At 34.8% G+C, this 26,653-nt stretch carries 14 protein-coding genes; 2 read left to right on the top strand and 12 right to left on the bottom strand.

The features are described from left to right. The 8 genes from LXH21_RS11890 to LXH21_RS11855 form a co-directional block, all read right to left on the bottom strand. The gene (locus LXH21_RS11890; RefSeq protein ID WP_239866145.1) at nt 1-2,985 is read right to left on the bottom strand and encodes a glycosyl hydrolase 115 family protein; all 2,985 of its coding nucleotides are present in this window, start codon (nt 2,983-2,985) and stop codon (nt 1-3) included. After that, nucleotides 2,963-4,051 carry a phosphatidylinositol-specific phospholipase C1-like protein gene (locus LXH21_RS11885; RefSeq protein ID WP_239866135.1) on the bottom strand — a complete coding sequence of 363 codons (1,089 nt, stop codon included), beginning with the start codon at nt 4,049-4,051 and terminating at the stop codon, nt 2,963-2,965. The genes LXH21_RS11890 and LXH21_RS11885 overlap by 23 nt, the downstream gene beginning before the upstream one ends. Before the next feature lie 87 nt (nt 4,052-4,138). Further along, on the bottom strand, nt 4,139-6,694 hold the full coding sequence (locus tag LXH21_RS11880; protein WP_239866133.1) for a glycoside hydrolase family 3 protein: 2,556 nt from the start codon (nt 6,692-6,694) through the stop codon (nt 4,139-4,141). Nucleotides 6,695-6,716: 22 nt separating this feature from the next. Further along, nucleotides 6,717-8,021 (bottom strand): alpha-L-fucosidase, encoded by a 1,305-nt coding sequence (locus LXH21_RS11875; protein ID WP_239866131.1) that lies wholly within the window; start codon nt 8,019-8,021, stop codon nt 6,717-6,719. A gap of 5 nt (nt 8,022-8,026) precedes the next feature. Continuing rightward, nucleotides 8,027-10,336 (bottom strand): GH92 family glycosyl hydrolase, encoded by a 2,310-nt coding sequence (locus LXH21_RS11870; protein WP_239866129.1) that lies wholly within the window; start codon nt 10,334-10,336, stop codon nt 8,027-8,029. Continuing rightward, the gene (locus LXH21_RS11865) at nt 10,337-12,400 is read right to left on the bottom strand and encodes a glycosyl hydrolase 115 family protein (protein ID WP_239866127.1); all 2,064 of its coding nucleotides are present in this window, start codon (nt 12,398-12,400) and stop codon (nt 10,337-10,339) included. A gap of 164 nt (nt 12,401-12,564) precedes the next feature. Beyond that, a complete protein-coding gene (locus LXH21_RS11860; protein ID WP_239866125.1) occupies nt 12,565-14,229 on the bottom strand; it encodes a RagB/SusD family nutrient uptake outer membrane protein in 1,665 nt (554 codons plus the stop codon). Between the two features lie 14 nt (nt 14,230-14,243). Further along, a complete protein-coding gene (locus tag LXH21_RS11855; protein ID WP_239866123.1) occupies nt 14,244-17,348 on the bottom strand; it encodes a SusC/RagA family TonB-linked outer membrane protein in 3,105 nt (1,034 codons plus the stop codon). Between the two features lie 576 nt (nt 17,349-17,924). Here LXH21_RS11855 and LXH21_RS11850 point away from each other — a divergent pair. Further along, nucleotides 17,925-18,797, top strand: coding sequence for an inositol oxygenase (locus tag LXH21_RS11850; RefSeq protein WP_239866121.1), 873 nt, complete (start codon nt 17,925-17,927; stop codon nt 18,795-18,797). A 16-nt stretch (nt 18,798-18,813) separates the two neighbouring features. Continuing rightward, nucleotides 18,814-20,382, top strand: coding sequence for a solute:sodium symporter family transporter (locus tag LXH21_RS11845; RefSeq protein ID WP_239866119.1), 1,569 nt, complete (start codon nt 18,814-18,816; stop codon nt 20,380-20,382). A 78-nt stretch (nt 20,383-20,460) separates the two neighbouring features. Here LXH21_RS11845 and LXH21_RS11840 read toward each other — a convergent pair whose 3' ends face one another. The 4 genes from LXH21_RS11840 to LXH21_RS11825 form a co-directional block, all read right to left on the bottom strand. Then, the gene (locus LXH21_RS11840) at nt 20,461-22,302 is read right to left on the bottom strand and encodes a family 78 glycoside hydrolase catalytic domain (RefSeq protein ID WP_239866117.1); all 1,842 of its coding nucleotides are present in this window, start codon (nt 22,300-22,302) and stop codon (nt 20,461-20,463) included. 111 nt (nt 22,303-22,413) lie between these two features. Then, the gene (locus LXH21_RS11835; protein WP_239866115.1) at nt 22,414-23,598 is read right to left on the bottom strand and encodes a Gfo/Idh/MocA family protein; all 1,185 of its coding nucleotides are present in this window, start codon (nt 23,596-23,598) and stop codon (nt 22,414-22,416) included. 135 nt (nt 23,599-23,733) lie between these two features. After that, nucleotides 23,734-25,086 carry a Gfo/Idh/MocA family oxidoreductase gene (locus LXH21_RS11830; protein ID WP_239866113.1) on the bottom strand — a complete coding sequence of 451 codons (1,353 nt, stop codon included), beginning with the start codon at nt 25,084-25,086 and terminating at the stop codon, nt 23,734-23,736. A gap of 4 nt (nt 25,087-25,090) precedes the next feature. Continuing rightward, nucleotides 25,091-26,428 (bottom strand): 3-keto-disaccharide hydrolase, encoded by a 1,338-nt coding sequence (locus LXH21_RS11825; RefSeq protein WP_394799577.1) that lies wholly within the window; start codon nt 26,426-26,428, stop codon nt 25,091-25,093. Nucleotides 26,429-26,653 lie beyond the last annotated feature (225 nt).

Raw genomic sequence — 26,653 nt, 5'->3', positions numbered from 1 at the left:
TTACATTTTGGTTTCTGGAGGAAACATATACGATTTCTTCCAGCCACCCAAATCTATTAAAATTTGGTCAATCATCACACCCGAATCTACCATCCAAATTTTTAAAGTATGTTTTCCTGACTTGTTTATAATTTGTTTGGCCGATTCTACTGCTGCATTTTTTAAAACATTCTGTTTCCAAGTTTCACTTCTGTCAAAAGTCTGAAAATCTACTATTACAGGATTGGCATCATCAATGGCAACGGCACAACGCACACCTCTACCTTCATATAGCGCATGTGTAGGAACTGCTTGAAGATAAACATCTGCTTGACCAAAATTAAAACTATAGAAATCATATTCTAAAACTGGGCTGTTTTTAACAATTGATGCTATCTCAGTTTCTGATTCTGCACTTCGTGGTAAAGCTACGGCAACTTTACCCGTATAACCTATACCTTCAAAAACATCCCAACTTGCCACTTTTCCTGCTTTTTTACTGGTTGAATTTTCTGCGTTTATGGAGATAAAACCTTTGTCTTCAATAAATCCATGATACGAGTCTAACGCTTTAAATTTCGGATTAAAAGTAGAAACACCAATACTAGTCACTGTATCTTTGGTTACAAAATCAATCATTGAATTTACTTTATAACTCGGTGGAATTAATTGATAATCATGCCCTAGTGGAGCTTCCTTTTTATTTTCTCCTTCTGGAACTTTGTCCCAATCTATAGTGACCCATAAACGTTCCTCCAATTTATTTTTATTTAACTCTCCTGACGTCTTTGTAATTTTAATCCAATCTGCTTTGGGTTTTGCTTCCCAGTTTACAGTACCACTGCCCGTGACAAACAAATCAATATAATAACTGTTTTGGGTATACGCATTAAAAACAGGCAAGACATTAGCATAGCTATTCACAATTTTATTGTTCAGCTCCATTTGATAACTTTCAAGAGCAATACCCAATTTTGGCTTAGAATTTTCTGTTGTAGTCGCAATGGTAGGTTTAGAAAATACGGGTAAGTGCCTAGGAGCCATACTCATGATATGATTCCATTTCCCATTTTTCATGGTTTCATTATAGTATTTTGTTTCACTAACTATTCGATTATAAGACTCCATTGACTTTTCACCAAAGAACGAAGCACTTTTTCGACCTTGCTTGGCTACAAAATCATTCTTAAAAGCGTACAACCATTTATTATTTAAACTAGCGGCTCCAATTATAGGATAATAAACAAGTTGATAAAAGGCATCCTGCTTGTGTGACGGAATATCACCTTTGATTACTTCTGCCGAATTCATGAGTTCTTGGTAAGCGTCAATTCTCGTAGAAACTTCATCTCCATAATGGTATTGAGTAAGTTCCGTTTCTCCCGATTTAATGATCGGTTCCACTTGACTCCACGCCATAAATTCGGGACGACGCTGGTATGCCAATCGATTTTGTTCGAATAAAATAGCTGTAATAGCATTTGATTTTTCTGAGCCAAACTCTCTCGCTGTCCAATTGGTCATGTGTTTTTTTACACTTTCGCTTTCCTTATAATTTGTCATATCCCAAGCCATGTCTAAGAATAACTCTATATTGTACTCATGGGGTTTGATGTCACCACAATTTAATATCCATAAATCCCTAGATTTAAACTCATAGGCTTTTGCCATTTCTTCCCACATCAAAACAGGATTTGTAGAATTTAACCATAAATAATCATGAGGTCGCCCCCAGTATGATGTATGGTAGTATACACCTGCACCACCACTACGTTTCTGCTCCTCGGGATTACTCAGTTGTCTCATATATCCGTAATTATCGTCTGTCCAGACTAGGGTGATGTCTTCGGGTAATTTTAATCCGTTTTGATAATAATGTAATACTTCTTTATAGGGCACAAAAGCTTGCGGTTTCTGCTCTCCCTTTACAGTATAATTTTTAAGAATATTTCTTTGGTCTGTAATTACTCTTTCCAAAAGTTTAACTTGTGAATCGGTATCATCTTCGCCTACAATCATTGGTGAGTCATGTTCACCACGCATACCCACAGTGTAGATACCATCATAATTTGCCGTCTCTTTTGCCCTTTTTTTAAACAAATTTTTGATAACTTCAGCATTGGTATCATAACGGTATTCCCCCATTGTGTCATGATTCCATTCTGCATTTACATTACACAACATAGGTTCGGCATGCGAACTCCCAATCACAATAGCATACTTATCCGCAACTACTTTATTTTGCGGATAATGGTAGAACGCCTTCGTACACGTATGCATCGCTGGCCAAATTGTATTTGCTCTCAAACGCAATAATAATTCGAATACTTTGGCATAGGTTTTTGGACCGATATCGCCTGTTTCTGGTTCAAAATTAAGTGCAGCCCATTTTTGCAGTCCCCAATCTTCATCATTTAAGAAAATGCCTCTGTATTTTACAGACGGAGAACCATATTTTGTATTAGTAATATTAAGTTCTAAATTTAGTTGCTTGTTTGGTGTAGCGTCTGCCCACCATTCCCAAGGAGAAACTCCTATCATTCTTGATATTTCGAGCAATCCATAAGCCGTAGCCCTTCTGTCAGAACCAATTATTACTAAAGACTTTTTAATATTTTTTGAAGGATTCTCTACTACCAAAATTTTAAAGGTTTCCCATTTTCCTTTGACGTCGGATACATCTATTTTATTATTTACAACAAATTCGTTGATGAGTTTACTCTGCCCAAGAGTTCCTGCTATAATTTGAAAGGGAGCTTGTTTATCTTTGCTAGATATCTGTTTTCCTGAAACTTTAAAGATGTCATCAACCAACATTTTTGCAGCTATTTGAACCACCTCAGCGTCTTTGTCATCAATTACAATAGATGCCTTGGTTTCAGTTGAAACAATAGGGAAACTTGTAGTATTTTGTGCATTTACAAAACCACAAAAAAACATTATTATAAAACTTAATTTTACTGCTATATTCCTATAAATCATGTTATTTTGTTTTAATTCTTTCATAAGTATCCTTTTCAAAAACAACTTTAAAATCAGATTTAAACAGTTTTGAAGGCAGGTAATAATCTGTCGAAATTATTTGAGCACCCGATTCTTTTGCTTTTTCAAATCGAGAATAATCATTTGCCCGTGCCTCCTTCGTATCTGCATCGGCACGCGTGCGTACCATATAACCTTTGGCAACCAGTTTTTGTATGTACTCAAAATCTTTGATCGGGTTATTGATGATTCGAAAAGCCGCTTCAGGATTGCCTTCGATACTGTTGACAAACAAGACTCTGTTTTTTAAACTAGGATGCCCTTCTAAATAATTATTGATTTTATCTTCCTTTTCGTCTAAAACAAATAGAAACCTTCCTTTTACGCTATCTAAAACAGGCCACCCTTTGGTGAGAATCGCTTGCTCTAATGTGCTGAAATTACCGCGTACTAAATCTGGCGTAATTAATTTTTCATTACTGAAGACAGCATTTATTTCGTTATCAATCTCATTTAGCGCTTCTTTTGTAAATAAAAGCGGATCACGAGTACCTTTAACCTTACTATCTTTTGCATTGATGATTATGATAATTGGACTGTGATTAGGATTTTTATCCGACCATGATTTAATTGCCAATAAACCTTCTTTAAACAACAAATGATAACTCCTAAAATCTAGATCTTGAACATGAAAAAGTTTTAAACCAGGTTCTTCTAATTTTTTTTCTTCGTCATAAGGCAAGGGCTTTTTTAATGCCATTTTTACCATTTTTAGTCCCTTCGGTTTAGAAAAATGACCTCCCTTGGGATCGTAAAAAACATCAAGTTCGAGATTGCGCAGTCCTAAGTCTAATTGATCTACAAGTGAAATATGTCCGTATTGCAAACTTTGACCCGCCTTTGAATCAAATGTGTTTATGATTTTCCATAATGATTCTTCTATCGCTATCTTATAAGAATTATGACTTCCGATAACTTGAATGTCATTCATTTTAAGTTTTGGATCATTCGAGTCAAAAGAGGAAACCCCGAAGAACAACCCAACTAATAATAAGAAGATCGAAATGAATTTTTTATAACTATTTACCATGGTGATGAATATTAAATTGACATCTAAAAATAGAAGGCCAATTTGAATTAATTTTTCAGTTTCGAATAAGTGAAAGAAGATTTGAATCTAAAGTTTTATGGCTTTCTTTAATCGAATATCAGCTGATGAGGCACCAAGCATAAATTCATAATTTCCATTTTCGAAAACCCATTTTTTAGTGTTATCGTTCCAATACTGCAAGTTTTTTTTGGCAACTTCAAAAACGAGCTTCTGATTTTCTCCAGCCCTAATGGTCGTTCTTTTAAATCCTATTAATTTCTTTATTGGACTTTTCGAAACTGATTCAGGTGCTTTAAAATACAGTTGCGCTACCTCATCACCATTATGATTTCCTGTATTTTTTACAGTAGCTATAATGACAATTTTATCCGCCTGTTCTTCGACTTTAAAGCCGCTGTATTTGAAATTCGTGTAGCTTAATCCATGTCCAAAAGGATACAGTGCATCACCCTTAAAATACATATACGTTCTACCGTTTGATACTTCGTAATCGTCCATCGCTGGTAAATCTGTTAATGATTTATAAAATGTCAACGGCAGTCTACCCGCTGGATTATAATCTCCAAATAATACATCTGCAATCGCTGCACCGCCAGATTCTCCAGGATACCAAGCATCTATAATTGCAGGAACTGTATCATCCATCCAATTAATAGCCAAGGAACTTCCAGCCACCAAGACTACAATTAGATTTTTATTTTCGGCATATATTTGTTTCAAGTAATTAACTTGATCTTCGGGCAACTCAAGTGTAGTTCTGTCTTTACCTTCTTTTTCAATCGACTTATTGATTCCCATCACGGCAATCACATAATCACTAGCTTTTGCAACCTCTTTATCTTCCTCATACAAATCATTTGACAAACTTGGTACTTCCCAAAGCAATTGACACATGGCATCTCCTCCGTTGTCAAAATACTCTAGTTTTAGAGCATACTTTTTACCTGCCTCCATTGTTAGAGCGACTTGATCGGTAGTCATGCCTCGATTGTGCCACTGGTCAACAACCAATTTATCGTTTAACCATAATCGAACACCATCATCTGAATTGACTCCGATTTTGTAAATACCAGAAAAATTGGGCGTTATGTATCCGGTCCAGCGCATCGATTTGTGTCTGTAATTGGTGTACGGATCTGGCGGATTATTAACAGGATCAAAATTCACCTCTTTATCAACTCGCGTTTGTGGAGTTCCTTCAAGAAATTTATCATTATAATATTCTCCAAATAATCCTGGTTCATCATTATGGTCATTACGTAAATTTTCGGCTTCTATGAGATTTAGATTTCTCGCAGCTGTTTTCCACTTCACATAAGTAACCTCTATTTTATCACCCACTTTATTTTTAATTCCGTCGAGAGGTGAAATTGGTTTTATCATTGGTAAACCGCTATAATCTCCAAAAACTACTTGATTAGCATTAAATCCAACAACGGCTATTTTTTTAATTTTATTCGAATTTAAAGGCAATATATTATTCTTGTTTTTCAACAAAACAATCGACTGTCTGGCCGTCTCAAGTGCCAATTCTTGGTGTTTTTGCGAACCAATTACATCAGGTAAAATTTTGGTGTAGGGATTTCTATCTGTACTATCAAAAATACCCAATTTAAACCTTGCTGTAAGAACTCTAGCAGCGGCTTGGTCGATGCTAGTAGCAGAGACTAATCCTTTATTATAAGCCAATAACAAATGATCTGCATAAATATCATTACCACATTCTAAGTCCAAACCTGCCTCAATTGCTGCTTTGGCTGCTAACTCTTTTGAGTCTACAAATTTATGAGACTTGACAATATAGGTAGGCGCACCACAATCACTCACAACATAACCTTTAAAGCCCCACTCATCTCGTAAAACATTGTTGAGTAACCATTTGTTGGCGGTACTTGGTATACCGTTTATAGCATTATAAGCACTCATTATAGATTGTGCATTACCCTCTTGAACCGTAGCTTTATAGGCAGGAAAATAATATTCACGTAGTGATTTTTCAGATATTATGGCATTGTATGCAAATCTATTTTCTTCTTGATTATTGGCAACAAAATGTTTGGGAGTAGAAACTACTTTTAGATATTTATCATCATTACCTTGTAACCCTTTTACAAATGAAACACCAATTTTACTTGTCAATACAGGATCTTCACCATAAGTTTCTGGTGTTCTGCCCCATCTTGGGTCTCTCGCCATGTTTATTGTTGGAGACCAGAAAGTAAGCAAATCGCTGTACACATTTTTTTGATCTATACCCTGATTATAGAAATTCCATTTTGCTCTAGCCTCATCAGAAATTGCTGTAGCAACATCATAAATCAAATCTGGATTCCACGTAGCCGCGAGTCCAATTGCTTGAGGAAAAACAGTAAAGCGTCCCCCTTTTACAATACCATGCAAGGCTTCATTACCATGGTAATACTTTTCTACTTCTAACCTAGGTATTGCTTCGGCAGTAGAAACCAACAAGGATACTTTTTCTTCTACTGTTAATCTTTGTAGCAGGTCATTTACTCTTTTCTCGGTACTTAATTCCTGATTTTGAAAATCATATCTAGTCTGAGATACCACTACAATTGGAAATAGATAAAGGGTAAATAATATGAGCTTGTTTAATTTCATAACGTTCTACAGCTGTTTAATTTTATTTCTTAATAAATTCTACATTGGTGACTTTGACCACAATTGCATTGGGCCAAATTTTATCATTGTACAATCTTTGCGCTCTACTTACTGATATTTCTAGCAGTTTTTCATGTTGTATGTACCTTGTCTCTGGAATGTTTTCTGGCCAATACTCCACCTCCAAGTCACTTTGTCCTAAGACAGAGACTTTAGTTTTCTCGGTCGCTTTCATATTTTTGAGCATAAAATTTCTTCTAAAACCTTTGAACCAATCCTTTTGGCCTGTTATAAAAACATAGGCTGTGTTTTCTTCCTTGTTTTTTGTAAACCACATATCACCATCTTTGATAATAGTTGGTAATGAACGTACGTTTTTTACACCTTCATCATTTACATACATCCAAAGCGCCACTTCTCTCAGTCGCTCTTCTTGCTCGATCGGAATTTCACCATTGGGCTTTGGTCCTATATTCAATAGGAAATTACCGCCTTTGGCTCTTATTTCGATCAATTTATTAATTACTTCAGTACCACTTTTGTACTTTTCATTAGTTGGTTTGTAAGCCCACTGTGTACCCATCGTCATGCATGTTTCCCAAGGGCCTGGCATGGGTGCATCAGGAACCGATTGTTCTGGTGTTTTAATTTCGCCACGGGTTACAAAAATATTTGGGTCCTTATCATGCACAAATTGAACCAAATCACCATGCTTAAATGAATCAAAAAACATCATATCGGGATGAAATTTTTCTATTAATTCTGATATTTGTTTCTTATCATACGCTAATAATTCTGGATTCTCTGTTACCTGGCTCATTTTACTATTGCGTGAAATAAGATTCCCTTGCTTCTTTAAAATGCTAAAATCTTCAGGCGAAAAGTACAATCCCACTTTCAAGTTTTGTTTCCTTAACGCTTTGACCAATTGGTCGACAATATCTTTGCGATAAGGTGTATTCATACTATTAAAACTGGTAGTTTTTGTATCCCACATACAAAAACCATTATGGTGCTTGGCCGTAAATACAACATACTCTGCGCCCGAAATTTTAAACAATCTCGCCCATTCATCAGCGTCAAATTTATCCGGGTAAAATGTTTTTGATAGTTCGTTGTAATACTTGTTGACATAATCGTCGGATGCGCCTACTAGAGAATGACTGATTACGCTACCCAACTGTGAATCAACACTCCAATGAACAAAAATACCAAAGCCCATATCCATAAAATCCTCAGAAAGCTGCGGCTTATTTTTTAATTGAGCAAAAGTTGATAAACAACATACTAGCGCTAATAAAATGGTTATTTGTATTTTTGATCTCATATTGGTTATTTAACTTTATTAGACATATTCAAGTTTAATTCTCCTCCTTTTATAATATCACTTTGTAAAATAGAAAAGGTTTTAATCGGTTGTCCATTAAGCTCTATTGAGTTGACATATACATTTTTAGGGCTGTTATTAGTCGCTTTTATGGTAAATGTTTTATTCGAATAATAATTAGGATTTAGTTTAATAATGATTTCGTCAAAAATAGGACTTCCTATTTGGTATTCAGGATTGCTCTCGGTGCCGCCATTCATTTGAAAAAGTCCAATTTTCATCAATACTGATAAACTTCCCATTAATCCTTGGTCTTCATCTCCATTATATCCAGTTGCTGGAGTCAAACCGCTAAAGGCTTTATCCACAACCTTTCGAGACCAAAACTGACTAAGATCTGCTCGTCCTAGTTTATTAAATATGAAGGCCGTTTGAATAGAAGGCTGGTTTCCGTAGTTTATAGGAATGCGCATGTACTCTGGATGCAATTCCTGTGAGTGTGAAGTTCCCGCTGTGAAATTTAATTCTTCAGACTTTTCAAATTGTTGTTCTAATTTCTGAATTGCTTTTTCCTTTCCTCCCATTAATTCAACCAAACCGTCCAAATCATGTGGTACAAACCAAGTAGATTGTGCTCCATTTGATTCGATAAATCCATGTTCATGAACATAAGGATCATAATTCTCATACCATTTGCCATCTACATCTTTGGGACGCATCCAACCTATTTTATCATCAAATACATTTTTGTAGTTTTTTGATCGATTTAAAAAATAATTATAATCATCGGTATGATTTAGTTTTTTGGCCAACTGCGCCAAGGTCCAGTCTTGATAAGCATATTCCATGGTAAGACTCGCTCCGTCTTGATGTCCACCAAATTCACCTTCGGGTATAGGATAAGGTACATAACCATCTTTTAAATAATATTTTAAACCGCCACCCAAATTGGTTTTGTGCTCATAACCTGCTTTACCCATGATACCTCCTAGAATATGGTTCTTTTTCAAAGCTTGATAAATCCCTTCTAAATCGCTTGTAATTATTCCTTTTTGAATTGCTGTTACAATAAAGGGTGTGGTAGAAGCGCCGGTCATCACAAAGGTGTAATTTCCACCTGATGGACCACGAGGTATTAAGCCGCCATCTTTGTAATACTGCATTAATGAATGCACAAAATCGTTCATAATTTCTGGGTATACCAATCCCCATAAAGTATTAATTGTCCATTGTGCTCCCCAAAAGGAATCTGAGTTAAAATGATTAAATTCTGGTTTTCCATTTTTATCTAATGGTAGTTGACCCACTCTAAAAGTAGTTCCCGTATTATCTGGATAGGCACCATTTACATCGTTAATAATACGACGTCCTTGTAAAGCATGCCATAAATCGGTATAAAACCTCCTCTGTGCCATCTCTGTACTCCCTTTTACCTCTATTCTACCCAATAAGTCACTCCATTCTGTTTTTGATTGGTCAATAATATTTTCGAAATCCCATCCTGGTAATTCCGATTTCATATTATTGGCTGCATTGGTTACAGAGGTATACGATATTCCTACTTTGACCAAAACTTTCTCATCTGTAGGCTTTAAATTAACCAAATAATTGCCAGTCTCTTTATCCACATCAACGGACTCAATATCTTTGTTAAGCTCAACTTTAAAGTAAACAGTCAAAGGTTTTGGACGCCTGTGCGTAGGCTCCATCACGATTTGACCCGACAATTGGTTTTTGTCATTTTGCTCTAATAACCCACCGGAATTTTTACATGTTCCCAGCATAGTATTCAAATTGAATAACAGTGCTGCTTTTTGATTCTTAGGAAAAGTATATTGATGAAAACCGACTCTTTTTGTACTTGTTAATTCTGCTTTGATTTGGTATCGATCTAAAATCAACGAGTGGTAACCAGGTGCGATCTTCTCTGTTGTGTGACTGAACTTTGAATAAAAGTCTTTGAATATACTTGATTTATTTGTTTCCGATATGGTAACTGGCATCATAGAAACACCCGACATTTGCCAAGCATGGATATGACTAAAACCTTTAATAGTATCTGTTTTATATCTATAGCCGCTTCCCCAATCGCTGCCAATTTGATTGTCTGGACTTAAATTAACCATCCCAAAAGGACGACTCGCAGATGAAAAGAAAAACCATCTTGAATTTTCGGTATCTAACAGGGGGTACACTTTATCAGATAAATATTTTTTGCTTAGTTCTTTTTTCTGCTCCCTTGCGCAGGAATATAATGTTAAAATAGCGACAGTCAGAAATAGGACTTTTTTACTAATACAATTCTTTAGTTTCATTTAATTGTTTTTTAATTTCATTAAATTAGATTTTATCTCTTGAAGCATCTCATTAGATGGAAAACCATTGTTGGGTCTTCTTATTTTTGGGTCATACCAATTTTTCCATTTTGGATTTTTATCACCTTCTAAACTCCTTTTGTATATAATTTCTAATTTTAATTGTGCATCCTCAAGCAAGTTTATTGCCTGGGTTATATCCTGTTTGTTTCCTTTTTCTTCAAAACTTTTTTTGAATTGTGCCATTTTATGCAAACAATTTTCGAATTCTAATAAGTCCAAATAGAGATTGACAGGAAGTAAAATGTAATCGTGATAAAACAAGTCTTGTTTGTCTATATGTTTATTTCCTTTATTTGCAGCGTCTAAAGCTGATTTCAGAATTTCAATACGTTTTTCTACATGCTCAAAATCTGTTTCAACTACACCATAATCAAATGGTATAGGTGTTTTACCGGGACGTTGAATAGGTGCATTTGACAAATAAGATACTGTTTCTCTAATTTCCCAAAGGTGCTCAACATAACCTCCTCGATCCGCTTGTGCATCGTGTAATTTTTTCATCGATTGAATTGCAAATACAGCTGCCTCTTTGCCAAAATAACGTTCTGCCCATTGCTTGTAAAAAACTTCTCCGTCGAAGGCTTTTACATCTTTTGCCATTTCAGAATAGGCTTCCATATTTAATAAAAACGGTCTAAACTGCTGCCCATTCACTAAACAATATTGATCTGCCTGATAGTCTCGCACCATGTTTTTCATGATAGTATCAATCTTTTGAGGATAAGGATCATGTACTGTATGATTCAACCAAAAACCAGCATGCATATATGTCCCAAATTGATAGCCTTTGGTACTTTTTGGAAGATATTTGAAACCTCCAAATCCATCATCTGACCATGCTACTAACCAATCTTTGGGTGGACTGAAATTTTGGTTAAACATATCCATCCCATCTGCGTAACATACCAATACTTTTTTTGCGTTTGGGTTAAAGTCATCAATCATCTTGTCTAAAACTTGATAAACCTCATTAAACACTTCAATTTTGTCTTCTCCACAAGAACTTTTATACTCCCAATCCCAAACTTGATTGCGAGGTCTTAGTGAAAATATGTCTGCTTTTTTAAACGGTGTCTCTTTAAAGTAATAGGCCCAAGTCGCAATCCAATCTTGCTTATTCTCTGCCCAACAATCTGCTTTATCTTGATCTAATGGTTTTATTTGGTACCCTAAACTTATATCGATTTGTACCATCATTCCTTTTTCATGAGCATAGTTGATCAAACTATCCACATAAGTCGTTCTTAATTTATAATCAGGTTTTAATTCTACATATTCTGGACGAGTAAAGAATTCAGGACGACCTAGCATGTCGAATAACTGAATAGCATTGTATCGCATTCTTACCAGAGAGTTAATCAACTCGGTATAACTTTCCCAGTCGTATTCTAATAATTTGCCTTTATAGTTGGCCAACTCATCTACGTCATTTTCAAAATAACCTAGTATTGGAATTTGTGGTGGTGGAATGATTCTATTTTCGAATTTAAATAAATCAATATCCTTAATTTTTTTTGGTGTTTTGCCAGTCCAATATTCTAGAGCATCTACTCCCAATATTTCTTTTGAGTAATCATAGATGGCATATTGAAGTCCTTGTACATCTGACCCAGATAATACAATATTTTCAGAACCACTTTTACTCTTTACTTTATTCCATATTCCGCCCCTAGAACCAGGAATATCTTTTGAAATTGAAATAGTACCTTCTTTGGCCAATTGAGCAATTAATTTGCTAGATTCTGGAGTACCCAGAATAAAACAAATTCCGTTTTTGGGCAATACGGTAGCATCCGAAATTGTGGTAACCGTACCATTTACGACTTTTTTTAAGTCGTTTTTTAAATCGTTTATGCTGTTTAGCTCTAATTTTGAAGCTTTCGAACCATAAACTAAATAATAATTTGTTTTAATTATCGCATTTGATTTGCATGAGAAAAGAAAAATCATCCCCACAATAAGACTAAACACTATTCTTTTTTTGTTGTATTTTTTCATCATTTATTTAAAAGGTGCTAGTAATTGCGTTTAATAAATATTTCCTTTTTAATTAAAGGCAGACATTAATTTGTCTGCCTTTTTTGGGTATAATTATACCTTGTATGATTTGAACAAAGTATTGCTAGATAAAAATCTCTGCGTTTAATTATCTAATCGGCTTTTAATTAGTAACCGCTATTTTGTACCATCGTTGTCGGAGATAATTGTAACTCGATAGCAGGTATAGGTCGTAGCGAATGTGTGCTTGCAGAATAAGCACCATGATCAATTACGTGAGGATTATAAAGTTTAATACGCTCTTCTAATTTACTTGTTCTTTTTAAAACAGCCCATCTATTGTCTTCACCTGCCAGTTCAAGGGCACGTTCATTCAAAATTGTATCAACAGTTACTGCAGTGTAAAAATTAGTAACTCCAGTTGCACGTTCTCTAACTCTATTGAGATGTTCCAATGCTTTAGTTGCATTTCCTGCAGCTAAATATGCTTCTGCAGCAACTAAATGTGAACCCGCAACTCTAAAGATAAATGTATCACGGGAACCACTTTCGCTACCAACAACTCCAACATCAGCAAATTTCTTGAAAATCGGAAAGTTAATTCTGTTGATATTAGAACTATACTGGTATATTGATCCAGCAACATTTGCCGGCAATCCGTATAAATATTCAGTTGGTTGATACACTAAATATCTGTTCAATCTTTTGGCCAAATCTGTAGCACTAAGTGCGTTTTTAGGATAGTAAACTACTGTGTCCCCCACTTTAACATTATCAGTTCCGTTTGAAGAAACATAAGTAGCAACTTCATTTGCGTATAAAACACGATTAATTGTTACCGCTTCTCTTGTATCATTAGCAGCAAATAATGAATAAAAGTATGGAGTTGGCATTGCGACAAAAGTGCTGTTTGGTAGACCATATGAGCTTGTTCTACTAATCCCACTGTAGTTGTTCAAAGCATTTATAAAAATAGAATGTTTTGTATTTGTTCTATTGCTTACATCTCCAGTTGTACCATTTTGTACTGCAAATAATACTTCTGCATTAACTTGATTTGTAATATCGAATACTTTAGCATACGTTTGAGTTCTAATATCATATGTTCCAATAGCTAGTTCTGCCAATGCAGCCGCAGTACTAAAATCGGTAGTGCTACCATAAGATTTGTATCCTTTTGTCAAATAAACTTCAGCAAGTAAATGTTGAGCCGCACGTTTAGAAAAACGTCCTGCAGCTGGTACGTCTTGCAAACTTGGAATGGCAGCTTCTAGATCATTTATTATTTGCTCGTAAGTTTGTTGCTCAGTACTTCTTGTATAATCTGATCGAATACTTAAAGATTCGTTTAATTGTAAAACTACACCTCCGTATTGTTGTACCAAATTAAAGAATGCCAAACCTCTAAGCGCTTTTGCTTGAGCAATACCATATGCTTTATCGCCTAACTTTGAAGTACTCCAGTTTATTTGATTTTCATATCTATTAATTACCGTATTAGCTTGAGCGATTACGTTATAATTTGATGCCCAGTATTCTAAACCTTGACTAGAATCTAAAGTGACATAATCATTTTGCTTTGTTATAGAAAAAAGCTCTGTTTGTGCTGTGAAAATATCAGTTCCTAAAAATTGGAAATCATAATTGGTATAAATCCTTCTTAAGCCTGTATAAGTCGCTACTACTAATTGATCTGCATTATTTTCTGTTATAAACGAATCTGCAGTTTGGTCTGAATAAATTTCTTCTTCCAAGTAATTGTTACAAGAGCATAAAAATACCATTGAAAAAATCCAGAAATAGGAAATATTAAATTTTATTGAATGTTTCATAATATATATTTTTATTAAAATGATAAGCTAAGTCCAAGTAATACAGTTCTAACAGAATATGTCATGTTGTAAGAGTTTTGCAATCCCGTTTCTGGATCTGGCCCTTTATAATTGGTGAACGTAAATGGATTTTGAACATCTAATGATATTCTCATATTATTCATACTTAATTTATCTAATAAATCTTGATTAAATTTATAACCTAGTCCGATGTTTCCAACTCTTACATAGGACATATCTTCAAAAAACCACTCATCAGCGCTACTTGCTCCACTGTTTTGATTTCCATAACCTGGAATTGGATAATCTCCAGTTGGATTATTAGGTGTCCAGTAGTTCAGATCCAAACTATTAAAAGTTGGTGACTGCGCATTAAAATTTTGTAAAAATTCAGAATGTCCGTAAACACCTTGCCTAATATTTACTTGAACATTCATATCAAGATTTTTATAGCTAAAAGAATTTGTTAAACCACCTACCCATTTAGGATCTCTTGAACCTAAAACAACTTTATCAGCTTGGTTTATTATGTTATCGTTATTTTGATCTTTAAATTTATACAAACCAGGAACGGCACCATAAACAGCTGCAGCTGGAGCTTCGTCAATTTGCCAAATACCAAGTTTTTCGTAACCATATACTGCATCAATAGAAGACCCAACATTAAGTACACCATTTCGTCCGTAAGGAATTGTATTTAAATTTCCATCTAATTTTAAGATTTCATTCGTATTCTTAGTATAATTAAAGTTAGTTGCCCAAGTGAAATCTCTGTATTTAACATTTACTGTTTTTAATGCAATCTCTACTCCACTATTACGAACAGAACCGAAATTACCAATTGCAGAAGGCACCGCTGTAGAAGTACCAAATCCTGTGATATAAGACAACTGTCTAGAAAGAATACTTCCAACTGTCTTCTTATTATAATAATCAAAACTACCGCTAATGCGACTGTTTAAGAATCCAAAGTCAAGACCAAAATTATACTCTTTTGAAACCTCCCATGTCAATTCTTGGTTTGCTAGTGTGCTAATATCTTTTCCTAATCCAATTGTTGTATTAAATAAATAATTTGAAGCTGACAGTAGAGGAAATGAGCTGTATACTGGAACTCGTTGAGCATTACCGGCCTCACCATAGCTCGTTCTAACTTTTAACGTGCTCAACCAATTAATATTTTTTAAGAATTCCTCATTACTAGCTTTCCAAGCAAAGGCAGCAGATGGGAAAAAATTCCATTTATTACCAGCAGATAATTTTGATGATCCATCATATCTTCCTGTGAAGGTGAATAAATATTTATTGTTGATCGAATAATTCAATCTACCTGCAAAAGAAGATAAAGTCTCTTTGGTTGCATACGTATCATAATTTCTAATATCAGTACCCGCACCTGTATTGTAGAAACTGTAAGCGTCTGTATCATAATTTCTAGTTTCAGTATCACTACCTTCATAATGGTCGTAAAAAATAGAAGAGATTATAGTCGCTTTTAAATTATGACCTTCTTTGATATCAAAATTTAAATCGGCAATATTATCCCAAGTGTAAGAAGTATGAAAATCTGTATTGTAATAAGATCTAATAGATGCTGGATTATTAGCCGAAGATTTACTCAATAAACCGCGAAACTCTCCAAAACGTGTAGTATTTATATTAGGCGCAAACTGTGTTTTTAAACTTAACCATTTCGCTGGTTTATAGTTTACAAATGCACTTGCTATAACATCAATCGTTTTTGTATTTGTGAACCATGTCCCTTCTGACTCATACAATGGATTTGGTAAAAAATTATCTTGTGCATCAGGAAATGGTATAATCTCCCCATTTGTGTCATAAGCACTTAATGTTGGTGCTAATCTATAACTAGTTCTAAACAATTCTCTACTTCCCTCTTCCCTTGTCGAAAATGCTAAATAAGATTTAACTCCGACAGTTAATTTGTCATTGACTTTCTTAGAAAGTGAAGCACTTAAATTATAGCGATCGTATCCTTCAATACCTATAACACCCTCATCTTTTAAATAACTCAATGATCCGCTATACACAAGCCCATTAGAACCACCAGACATACTCAAGTTGTGACTTGTTTGAATACCTGTTTTGCGTATTAATTTTGCCCAATCAGTATATTTTCCACTATCTGCATTATCTGCTTCTGTATTATTGGTCTGTATCTGCGTTGTACGATCTATAACTGCATTATTATAATCATCTACAGTACCTACTCCACCACTGGTAGTAAATTTTCCTCTCCAAACAACTGCTTTCAATGCATCATCTACGAAATCTAAATATTCATCACCATTAAAAAAGTCTGGTAAGTTTGTAGCAGAGCGTAATCCAAAAGTAGACTCATATGAGAATTCTGTTTTTCCTTCGATACCATTTTTTGTTGTAATGATAACAACTCCATTTGCTCCTCTTGAACCATATATCGCCGTTGCAGATACATCTTTAAGAATATCTATTTGCTCAATGTCCGCTGGGTTAAGTATGTTGATATTGTTAAAAAAGATTCCATCTACTACATAAAGTGGTTTTGACAAGTCGCGGTTGACATCATCGCTAACTCCGTCATTGTCTACTGTTGTATTTGTAATTACCGTATTACCTCTAATTTTTATAGAAAGAGGTGCTCCTGGTTTTGAACTCAAAGTTTGAACATCAACACCAGATACTCTACCTTGTAAAGCTTGACCGATATCTGTTTTCTTTTGGCTTGTCAAATCTTTATTGTTTAAAGATTTAACCGCCCCTGTCAAATCTGATTTTTTTACAGAGCCATAACCAATCACGGCTACTTCATCTAGTCCTGTTGCATCAGAGCCAAGTTTGATTTTATAACTTTTAGCTCCATTTAAACTTACTTCTTTATTAGTGAACCCTATATAAGAGATCTGTAAAACACCTTTCTTATTGTCTGCAGCAATGGTAAAGTTCCCATCAAAATCTGTAGTAACTCCACTTTTTGTTCCTTTTACCATAACATTGGCTCCTGGTAGTGGCATGCCTAATTCGTCTAGAACGGTACCACTCACCTGAGTAGTTTGTGACCATGTGTTAATTGAAAACGTTATTAAAAACACGGTTAATAATAATTTAAGTTTTTCCATTTTGGTTAGTTTAGTTAATAATGGTTAGTAATGATTTGTTAAAATTAGCATAAAAGTTAAGTTTAGAAATGGACGATCTATTCAAAAACATGGAAAAGCGAGCTGTTTAGTACTGCGTAAATTTCGATCTAAAAATGAATAATTTATCCTTGAATGTGATGCATCTGTCCATCTAAAAAAGGGTTTTAAGTTTTATATTAGTAAATCTAATCAACTGATAATAAAACGCTTTGACCCGACATTTTCACTAAAGCATTCGATCATTCGAACACTTTCAATTATTGTTTGACATTTTTGAGCATGATTTTTATGGAGATTACAATGACTTTTTTTGAAATAGTACATGTAATTCTATCTGTATAATTTGAATAATGCCTTTTCATCTAATCTCATTTTAAAACTTGTTTTTATAGACCCGTTAATTCATTTTATAAACATCAAAAACAGTTAATCATTCCTGTATTTTTTTTTCGAATGAAGTGAAGAATTTTAAGATATACAAATGAGTTATCGGAATGCGAAAAGATTTGACACTTAAAAAAATTTTAAATAATTATAATAACTAAACAAAAACCTATGAAAGATTTAAAGAACCAGAACAATCCCATGGAAAATATTGACGACTGGGAAGACAACTTGAAAGAGCGATATCCTGATCCCGATGCCACTGTAAAAGAAAAGGAAGAATTTCGAAATTATGTCGATTCAGAACGATTAGAAACTGTCAAAGAATTTTACCGAATCAATCATTTGTACCAGACTTATGATTTTGTTTGTAGCAAGGAAGAAGAATTTTTAAAATTTGATAAAAAAGAATTATCCCTCTGGGAAGCCGTAGATTTTTTAAACACCCTAATTGATGATAGTGATCCTGATATTGATTTAGATCAGCTGCAGCATTTATTGCAAACCTCCGAAGCAATTCGAGCAGATGGCCATCCGGACTGGTTTATATTAACTGGTTTTATACACGATTTGGGTAAAGTATTGTGTTTGTTTGGAGAGCCACAATGGGCTGTTGTAGGTGACACCTTCCCTGTAGGTTGTAAATTTTCAGATAAGATTGTTTATCCTGAATTTTTCTCTGAAAATCCTGATACTACAAATCCTAAATACAATACAAAATTTGGAGTTTACAGCCCAAACTGCGGTTTAGATAATGTAAAGATGAGCTGGGGACACGATGAATATCTGTATCAAATAATGAAAAATTATTTACCTGATCCTGCCCTATACATGATCCGTTATCACTCCTTTTATTCGCAACATAGAGAAAATGATTATGCCCATTTGATGAATGAAAAAGATGTGGAAATGTTTGAATGGGTAAAACTATTCAACCCTTATGATTTGTACACCAAAGCACCCGTAAAACCAGATGTAAAAAAACTAATGCCTTATTACAAAGAACTTGTTTCTAAATATTTGCCAGAAAAGTTAAATTTCTAATTAAAAAAATCAACTTATGTTATATACATGTCTAGGTTTTTTTGGATTTACCTTCTTTGTTATTTTTTACACTATTTATAAACTCCGAAAAGAAAGTTTTACATCGGTCCAAGGTTATTTTTTGGCTGGAAAAAGCTTGACTGGTCCTATCATCGCTGGGTCAATGATACTTACAAACATATCTACCGAACATTTAATTGGTATGAATGGGAGCTCTTACAGAAACGGAATAATAGTCATTGCTTGGGAAGTAACTTCTGCGATAGCTCTTGTTATAGCTGCTATTTATTTTATTCCGCACTTCATAAAACTTGGCTTGACCACCATCCCCGAATTTTTAGAAAAACGTTTTGATGGCGTTATACGTTCTGTAGTTGCCTTTTTATTAATGGCATCTTTTGTAATTACTTTATTGCCTATCGTTTTGTATTCTGGTGCTATCAATATCGAAAGTGTCTTTGATTTCTCTAACTTATTCCAGATTTCAAAAGAAGAATCCTTGGTGTACACTGTAGTCGTAATTGGTTTTATTGGTTCTTTGTACGCCATTTTTGGCGGATTAAAAGCCGTAGCGTATTCGGATACATTAAATGGGATTGGTCTGATGCTCGGTGGATTACTTATTCCTGCTATTGCACTGTATCAAATTGGTGACGGAAATTTTTTTAGCGGTTTGAGTACCGTTTACGATTTTGCCCCTGATAAGTTTGATATAATCGGTGAGTCGGATTCTGTGATGCCTTTTTCGGTACTTTTTACAGGTCTTATGGTGAACCAAATTTATTTCTGGGGAATGAATCAAGCTATTATCCAGCGCGCTTTTGGAGCAAAAAATTTGATTGAAGCACAGAAAGGTCTCATCTATACTGGTATTTTAAAATTATTTGTGCCTATTATTATTGTACTTCCTGGCCTTATAAGTTATTATTACTTTAAAGATCAATATTATGAAAATCCAGATATGATTTATCCTTTATTGGTCAAAAAAGTACTGCCTACTTACCTCTACGGATTTTTTGCCGCTGTCATATTGGGAGCCGTTTTGAGCACTTTTAATAGTGTATTGAACTCTGCTAGTACTATCTTTTGTCTCGATATTTATAAAAAAAATATCAATAAAAATGTAAGCGACGAAAAACTTGTAAGGTATGGGAAATTATCCTCGGTAGTACTTGCCGTAATCGCTATTTCGGTAGCACCGCTTGTAGCATATGCTCCAGATGGTTTGTATCAACTGTTACAGAAATTAAACGGAATCTTTTTTATTCCTATCTCTTCAATCATAATTGCGGGTATATTCTTTAAACAAATTACAACCAAAGGAGCCAAAGCAGGATTGTTTTTTGGATTTGTCTTTTATATCCTAACTACTTTTATTTTAGAATTGAACATCCACTTCATTCACTTATGGGGAATTGAATTTGTACTGAACTTTATAATTATGTTTGCTGTTTCAAGAATGTATCCAGAAATTCAGAGTGAATTTAAACTTACGGAGATCGAAGAAGATTCTTGGTCGGGAGTTAAAATAGCAGGCTTTGTACTCGTATTTTTGACCGTATTAATTTATGTATTATTATCTTAAAAAAAAGAAACTCGTTGAGCACACTATCAATAATGGCGCTCAACGAGTTATTTTTTATCCTTCTAAAAAGTAATTCCTCTACTTTGATGAAGTAATTTCGATTACATTTTTTCCTGGCTGTAATTGAATTATTTCTTTTTTCTTGCTAACTTTTTTTCCGTTTAAATAGATTTTTTTAGCCTGTCCAATTTCAAAATCTGCAGTCATGTGCTCTGGAATGGAGATGGTATACTGTTTTTTATTATTGGCTGCTGCTACATAATCAGCTGTGATAGGTCCCAAAATAGTTGGCACTTTTATACTACTACTCTCAAGGTCTCCCAGTAGAGGTTTAATCATTGCTGTTTTAAACCCAGCCGTTTTTGGTTGAATTCCCCACATGTATCTCGTAATAACATTTAAGGGAGCGGTACCCCACGCATGATTCCAATCAGAATTTGGTTTGTACTTCATATCCCATGCTTCCATCGTCATGGTCGATCCTATTTTAATCATGTTCCACCAATTGCGATCACCAATAGTATCAGAAATCATGGCTGCAGCATATTTCTCTTCATTATTTTTATATAATCCTTCTAACAAATATTGTGCTCCGTAAACGCTACAAGCCATTCCTCTTGTTTTTACAAAATCGGTAACAGTTTTCACATGTTCTTGTGGTACCAAATCAAAAGCCAAAGGAAACATATTGGCGTGCAAAGAAGAATGCGTAGTGTTTTCACCATCTAAATAATATCCTTTTTCATGATTAAAAAGTTTTGAATTAATAGTCTCCATAACTTTTTCTGCCTTGTCTTTAAAAAATATAGCGTCTTCTTTTTTTCCAATAGCATTAGCAATATCCACCATTAATTTTAAATTATAATAGTAGAAAGCATTGACAACGGTATTCACGGGTACGATATCATACCCATCGCGTTCGCCTTCTGGCATTGCAAGTTTCCAACCTGTATCCTTTTGTGCACCAGGCCAATCTATGATATCCTTAATTTTTACATTTGCTTTCTTAAAACCTAATTTTAAAATTAATTCCTCATCTAGATTCGAAGAATGTGATGAAATCAATCCGTCAGCTCGTTCTAGATCCATCAACGTTTTAAGTTTTAGATTCTCGTAATGCTCCTCAAGTGGACCAATGTCACCAGTGTACATATAATCCGTATGAAACATTAAAACAGTATGCAATAACCATTCTGTAGGCCAAGTAGGATTGCTCATAAAATAAGCATTGGTTCTTCTTGCCATGCCGTAATCATTATCTACACTATAATGGCTCAACTGGTTGATATAAGCATCGGCTTCATAAGGTATGCGCTCACGATCTCCATCCACATAGAAACCGGTAAAACTAGTTGCCTTGATGGTGTGTTTGCACATGTCCCAAATAGAATCCATTATTTTATTCGAAGATGAAAAATAACTTGCATCATCATTGAATTGATAATGAACCGCCTTTTGAACAAATGCAACTTCGTCAATAGGAACTTTTAGATTTTCTACTTCTAGGTATCTAAATGGCATAATGACTCCAATCTCAGCGGGCATTACAATTGCAGCACTACCCGTATTTCTTTTATCTGGAGTAAGTTGCAAACTAATAGATTGATTGGCAGATAAGCTATTTACTTTAACTTGTTGGTATCGAATAGTCCCTCCTGGGTTTCTATCTATTTTGTTTGTGGTCTCTAGCTTCTCCCCTAAACGAAAGATGATTGAATCGTTTTGTTCTCTCTTGGATGTTACGCCTACGGTACCAAAAAAATCCCTTCCAAAGTCTATGAAGTAGTGTCCTTCATTTATTTTCGTGATTTTTTCTGGACTTATTAATGTAGTTTTTAATTCAAATTTATCCGTTTCATTTTGAGCTTTTACTTGCGTAAATACAGATAAGATGGAAAATAAAAGAATGCATTTTTTCATTTAAAGTAGTTTTAATTAAAATTAAAACAGCCTACTAAAAGTAAGCTGTTCTTAAAAAGTACGAACCCATTTTGCGAAAAATAGATTCTACTGACAATTGATAATCTTCGATTAATAAAATTTAGGACTAGTTACAATTTTGTTATCATACATAGCATCAAGTCCCATCTGAATACAGATAGCAGTATTAGCTCCTGTTTTAATGTCTGAAATAGGTTTTTTATTGAAAGTCACACTATCTTTAAAATCCATCAATGCCTGCTCACTAGGCTCGATATGATCTATAGTTATCGGAATTCCAAGGCCTTTTTCCCAAAGTACTGTAGCACCCGATACTCCATCTACAATTCCTAATTCCTTTTTATAAGTTCCCTCAGGATAAAACCAAGCTTTTGCATATTCTAGAATAATTGTGCCTTTGTCTCCCAACACTTTTATTTGATACCCATCATTAGCATTGCTTGTTATACATTTAAAAGTAGCTTTTACACCACTTGGGTAGTTATAAATCAAATGGGTATTGTCATAGGTCTCACGCCCATCTTTCCAGTAATCTACGCCACCCGTACCCATAACTTGATATGGTTTTTCATCTAGTACCCAATTTGCAAAATCAATTTGATGCGAAGAAAGTTCTGCTGTTAAACCTCCAGAATATTCTCGGTACATTCTCCAGTTTAACTGTCTTTCTAACTCTGGACTTGGTACTTCGCGTCTCCAATTTCCATGTCGGTTCCATTGGCACTCAAAAGCGGCAATTTTACCTATTTTACCATTTTTTATAAGCTCAACTACATGAGTATATAAAACAGAACTATGGTACTGATGTCCTGTCTGAAAAATATTTTTTGATTGACTTACTTTATTTACTAAGTTTTCGATGCCGTCAAAACCTTTGGCCATTGTTTTCTCACAGTAAACATGTTTTCCAGCATCTAATGCATCAATCGCAATTTGTGAATGAGTGTTGAAAGGAGTCGATACCAATATAGCATCTATATTTTTATCATCGAGCAGTCTTCGGTAATCGCTATACCCCTTAACTCTTCCGGATGCAATCTTTAATCCGTTGTCTAATCGAAAAGGTAAAACATCACAACAAGCTGCGACGTTAAAATTTTTGATTTTATTGATGTTCGAAATCATTCCTGTACCTCTATCTCCCGTACCAATCACTCCCATGTTTAGGGTATCATTGGCATTTTTAAAATCAAAAACATTACCCAAAGCTCCCGCAGAAGTGGATAAAGCCGCAGTTGCTAAGGAACTTTTAAGTATAAATTCTCTTCTTTTCATGTATTCTATTTTGTGTTCATTAAGCTAAGTACATAATTACTTTCACCTTTTTTTAAGCGATGCTATTGGCAGTAGTATATTCAAAATCAAAATAGTATGATTTAAGAATCACTAAGGTACTAAGAAATTACAGATTTAAACCGGTTTAATCTCCCAACCTGGCTCGTAAGATCTCGACCATAATTTCATAGCTTCTTTATTAAAAATGCGTCCCGTGTTCTCATCAACTTCAAATGAATTATCAATTCTAGATGCTATATTAGCGTAGTGCGTTAGCATTTGACTTATTGCACCTTCATCGATAGGCGATGTCAATGTTGCTTTTCCTCGAATAGCATCAAAAAAGTTAACGGTATGTGCCGTAGAAAGTTGACCTCCTCCTCCAAGAGCATTTCCATCTTCAATTCCGGGAATTACATTTTCTTTTATTACGTCTCCCTTAATATCGTATAATTTGTATCCGTCACGATTGATCATCGTCGATCCTTTCGAACCATAAATTAATGTTCCTCTGCCTCCACCATATTTGTCATAGCCATTTCTACTACGTCCGTCCCACTGAATGGTTTTATTACCTGCAAAGCGAAAAGTAGCTTCCATGGTATCGTACATTTCCCAGCCATCATCTTTGTATTGAAACTTACCAGCATTTACATTTACATGTTCTGGGTATTTTACACCCAATGCCCAACGTGCAATATCCAACTCATGTGTTGCATTATTCCCCATCTCGGCAGTACCATAATCCCAGCCGTACCAATGCCAGTTATAGTCCCAAGTATCATCTGTATAATCTCTTCTCGGTGCTGGCCCTTGAAAAAGGTCCCAGTCCAATCCTTCTGGAGGTGCTGCTTTGGTTTGGTGTGGTACTGGACCACGCTTGCTTGTATAATAGGCAATAGCATTGTACACATCTCCTATTATACCCTCATGAATTGCTTTTATAATCTCTTGTGACTGCATTGAGGAACGTTGTTGGTTCCCCATTTGCACCACTTTATCATACTTTTTTTGATATGCTACTAGAAGTTCTCCCTCCTGCGGATTATGACTACATGGTTTTTCTAGAAAAACATGTTTTCCTGCCTGCATCGCCATACAAGCTCCAGGAGCATGCCAATGATCTGGAGTGGCCATAAAAATAGCGTCTATCTTCTTATCGTTTAGGACATTCCTAATATCGTTTTCTAATTTTGGTTTGTTGCTTAATTTATCTGCAAGTTTAATAGCAGCTTTATCACGCTGACTTTTCATAACATCACATAAATAATGTAACTCTACATTATTTTTTTTATCTGCAATGGCAGGAATATAAGAGCCATAGCGTCTTCCTAATCCTTGTATTGCAATATGCAAGCGATCATTTGATCCTATTATTTTTGAATAACTTTTTGCCGACATGGCATTGGCAGCAGCAGTTGATCCTATAGTGACACCTACAGCACCAATGGCCGCTTTCTTTAGAAAATCTCTTCTGTTTGAACTCATGATACTAGTTGGTTTTGGTTGTGTTTAAAGAATGAATTTTGATGTTTCTAAAAGAGGCTAAGTCACCATGGTCTTGCAATAATATTTGACCTTTTTCAAGTTCGCCAAAATTAGGCCATTTAGCATACTTACTTTTTGCTACCAATTCTCTGAAAGCATCACCTTTTCTTTCGTACTCTAAAACCTTCACTTCGTTTATCCAATGTTCAACATGATTGTTTTTTGATATGATATAGGCCGTATTCCATTCTCCAACAGGATGTATTGGTTTGCTGGCATCAGCTTTAATCAAATCATATAGAGAACATACCGTTCTACTACCTTCTTGATTACCTAATTTTGCATCTGGATGTAATGCGTCATCCAAAATTTGGTATTCTAGACCAATAGATGATCCCTCTCCCTTATTAATATTTGTATCTACATAATATTTAATTCCACTATTGCCTCCAGAAGTGATTTTAAAATCAACCGTTAGTTCAAAATCTCCATACAATTCTGTAGTAACAATGTCACCACCAGCAGTAGATTCTGCACCACCAGAAGACAAAACATTTAAAACGCCATCTTTAATTTGCCATCCATTTTCAGGAAAACTATCTAGTTTAGCACCTCTCCACCCTTCTGTAGTTTTGCCATCCCACAACAATTTCCACCCATTTTTAACTTCATCAATTGTTAATTGGTTTTGTGTAATAATAGGTTCGATAGGTGATTTTTGAGCATATTTTGCAACATTGTCAGTAAGGATCTTTACATTTTTCCAAACAATTTCTGTTCCTTCTTTTTTATCTGCATGTATCTCATGTACTTGCAGGCAAATAAATCCTGCCGCTGTTTTTTCGTCTATTAAATGTGCTGCAGCAACACCGTTAACCCAAGTTTTAATGGTGTTACCAATAGCTTCAATACGATAATGGTTCCACTCATTTTGTTTGAATGCTTTTTGAGCATTTGGATTTTTATCTAAGATGTTCAACCAACCACGTCTGGATTCATCATAAATCCCACCACTCCATGCACGATCAGAAGGGTCAATTTCTACTTGGTAGCCGTGAACACGACCGTTTTTATATTCAGGAATGCTATTACTACGTATTTGAATTCCAGAATTCATACTTGGATCTACTTTAAAATCTAGTTCTAAAATAAAATCACCATACATTTTATCGGTCGTCAAAAATGAATTTGGAGTGTTGTGCACGGTGCTCCCCACAATCGTCCCATTCCTTACTGAGTACTTCGCTTCTCCTCCTATTTGATGCCATCCATTCAATGTTTTCCCATCAAATAAATTAGTCCATGGGGTTTTATCTTTTTGGGCTGTTGCGCAACTAGTCATACTAATTGTTATTAAAAGTGTAATTGCTTTTAATAATCCGGTCTTTTTAATCATAAAATATTGGTTTAGTTATAATTCTTAAAATTATCCTTTTTCAAGCCAGTTGTCATGGATTAATTACTCAAAATCATGGAGAGAACTACCAGTTTTGGGCTGTATGTTCAACTTAATCCTACGCTAGCACTGAATAAAGGTTGAATTTTTAAAAATTTAAACTTTTGAGGT

The organism is Flavobacterium algicola, assembly GCF_022399565.1.
GTDB lineage: Bacteria > Bacteroidota > Bacteroidia > Flavobacteriales > Flavobacteriaceae > Flavobacterium > Flavobacterium algicola.
This window is presented reverse-complemented; position numbering and strand designations above follow the sequence as displayed.

Coding starts and splice junctions, on each gene's coding strand:
- LXH21_RS11830 (WP_239866113.1), bottom strand. CDS start 25,086: ATGAGTTCAAACAGAAGAGATTTTCTAAAGAAAGCGGCCATTGGTGCT.
- LXH21_RS11825 (WP_394799577.1), bottom strand. CDS start 26,428: ATGACTAGTTGCGCAACAGCCCAAAAAGATAAAACCCCATGGACTAAT.
- LXH21_RS11870 (WP_239866129.1), bottom strand. CDS start 10,336: ATGAAACTAAAGAATTGTATTAGTAAAAAAGTCCTATTTCTGACTGTC.
- LXH21_RS11880 (WP_239866133.1), bottom strand. CDS start 6,694: ATGAAATTAAACAAGCTCATATTATTTACCCTTTATCTATTTCCAATT.
- LXH21_RS11890 (WP_239866145.1), bottom strand. CDS start 2,985: ATGAAAGAATTAAAACAAAATAACATGATTTATAGGAATATAGCAGTA.
- LXH21_RS11850 (WP_239866121.1), top strand. CDS start 17,925: ATGAAAGATTTAAAGAACCAGAACAATCCCATGGAAAATATTGACGAC.
- LXH21_RS11840 (WP_239866117.1), bottom strand. CDS start 22,302: ATGAAAAAATGCATTCTTTTATTTTCCATCTTATCTGTATTTACGCAA.
- LXH21_RS11885 (WP_239866135.1), bottom strand. CDS start 4,051: ATGGTAAATAGTTATAAAAAATTCATTTCGATCTTCTTATTATTAGTT.
- LXH21_RS11855 (WP_239866123.1), bottom strand. CDS start 17,348: ATGGAAAAACTTAAATTATTATTAACCGTGTTTTTAATAACGTTTTCA.
- LXH21_RS11845 (WP_239866119.1), top strand. CDS start 18,814: ATGTTATATACATGTCTAGGTTTTTTTGGATTTACCTTCTTTGTTATT.
- LXH21_RS11865 (WP_239866127.1), bottom strand. CDS start 12,400: ATGATGAAAAAATACAACAAAAAAAGAATAGTGTTTAGTCTTATTGTG.
- LXH21_RS11860 (WP_239866125.1), bottom strand. CDS start 14,229: ATGAAACATTCAATAAAATTTAATATTTCCTATTTCTGGATTTTTTCA.
- LXH21_RS11835 (WP_239866115.1), bottom strand. CDS start 23,598: ATGAAAAGAAGAGAATTTATACTTAAAAGTTCCTTAGCAACTGCGGCT.
- LXH21_RS11875 (WP_239866131.1), bottom strand. CDS start 8,021: ATGAGATCAAAAATACAAATAACCATTTTATTAGCGCTAGTATGTTGT.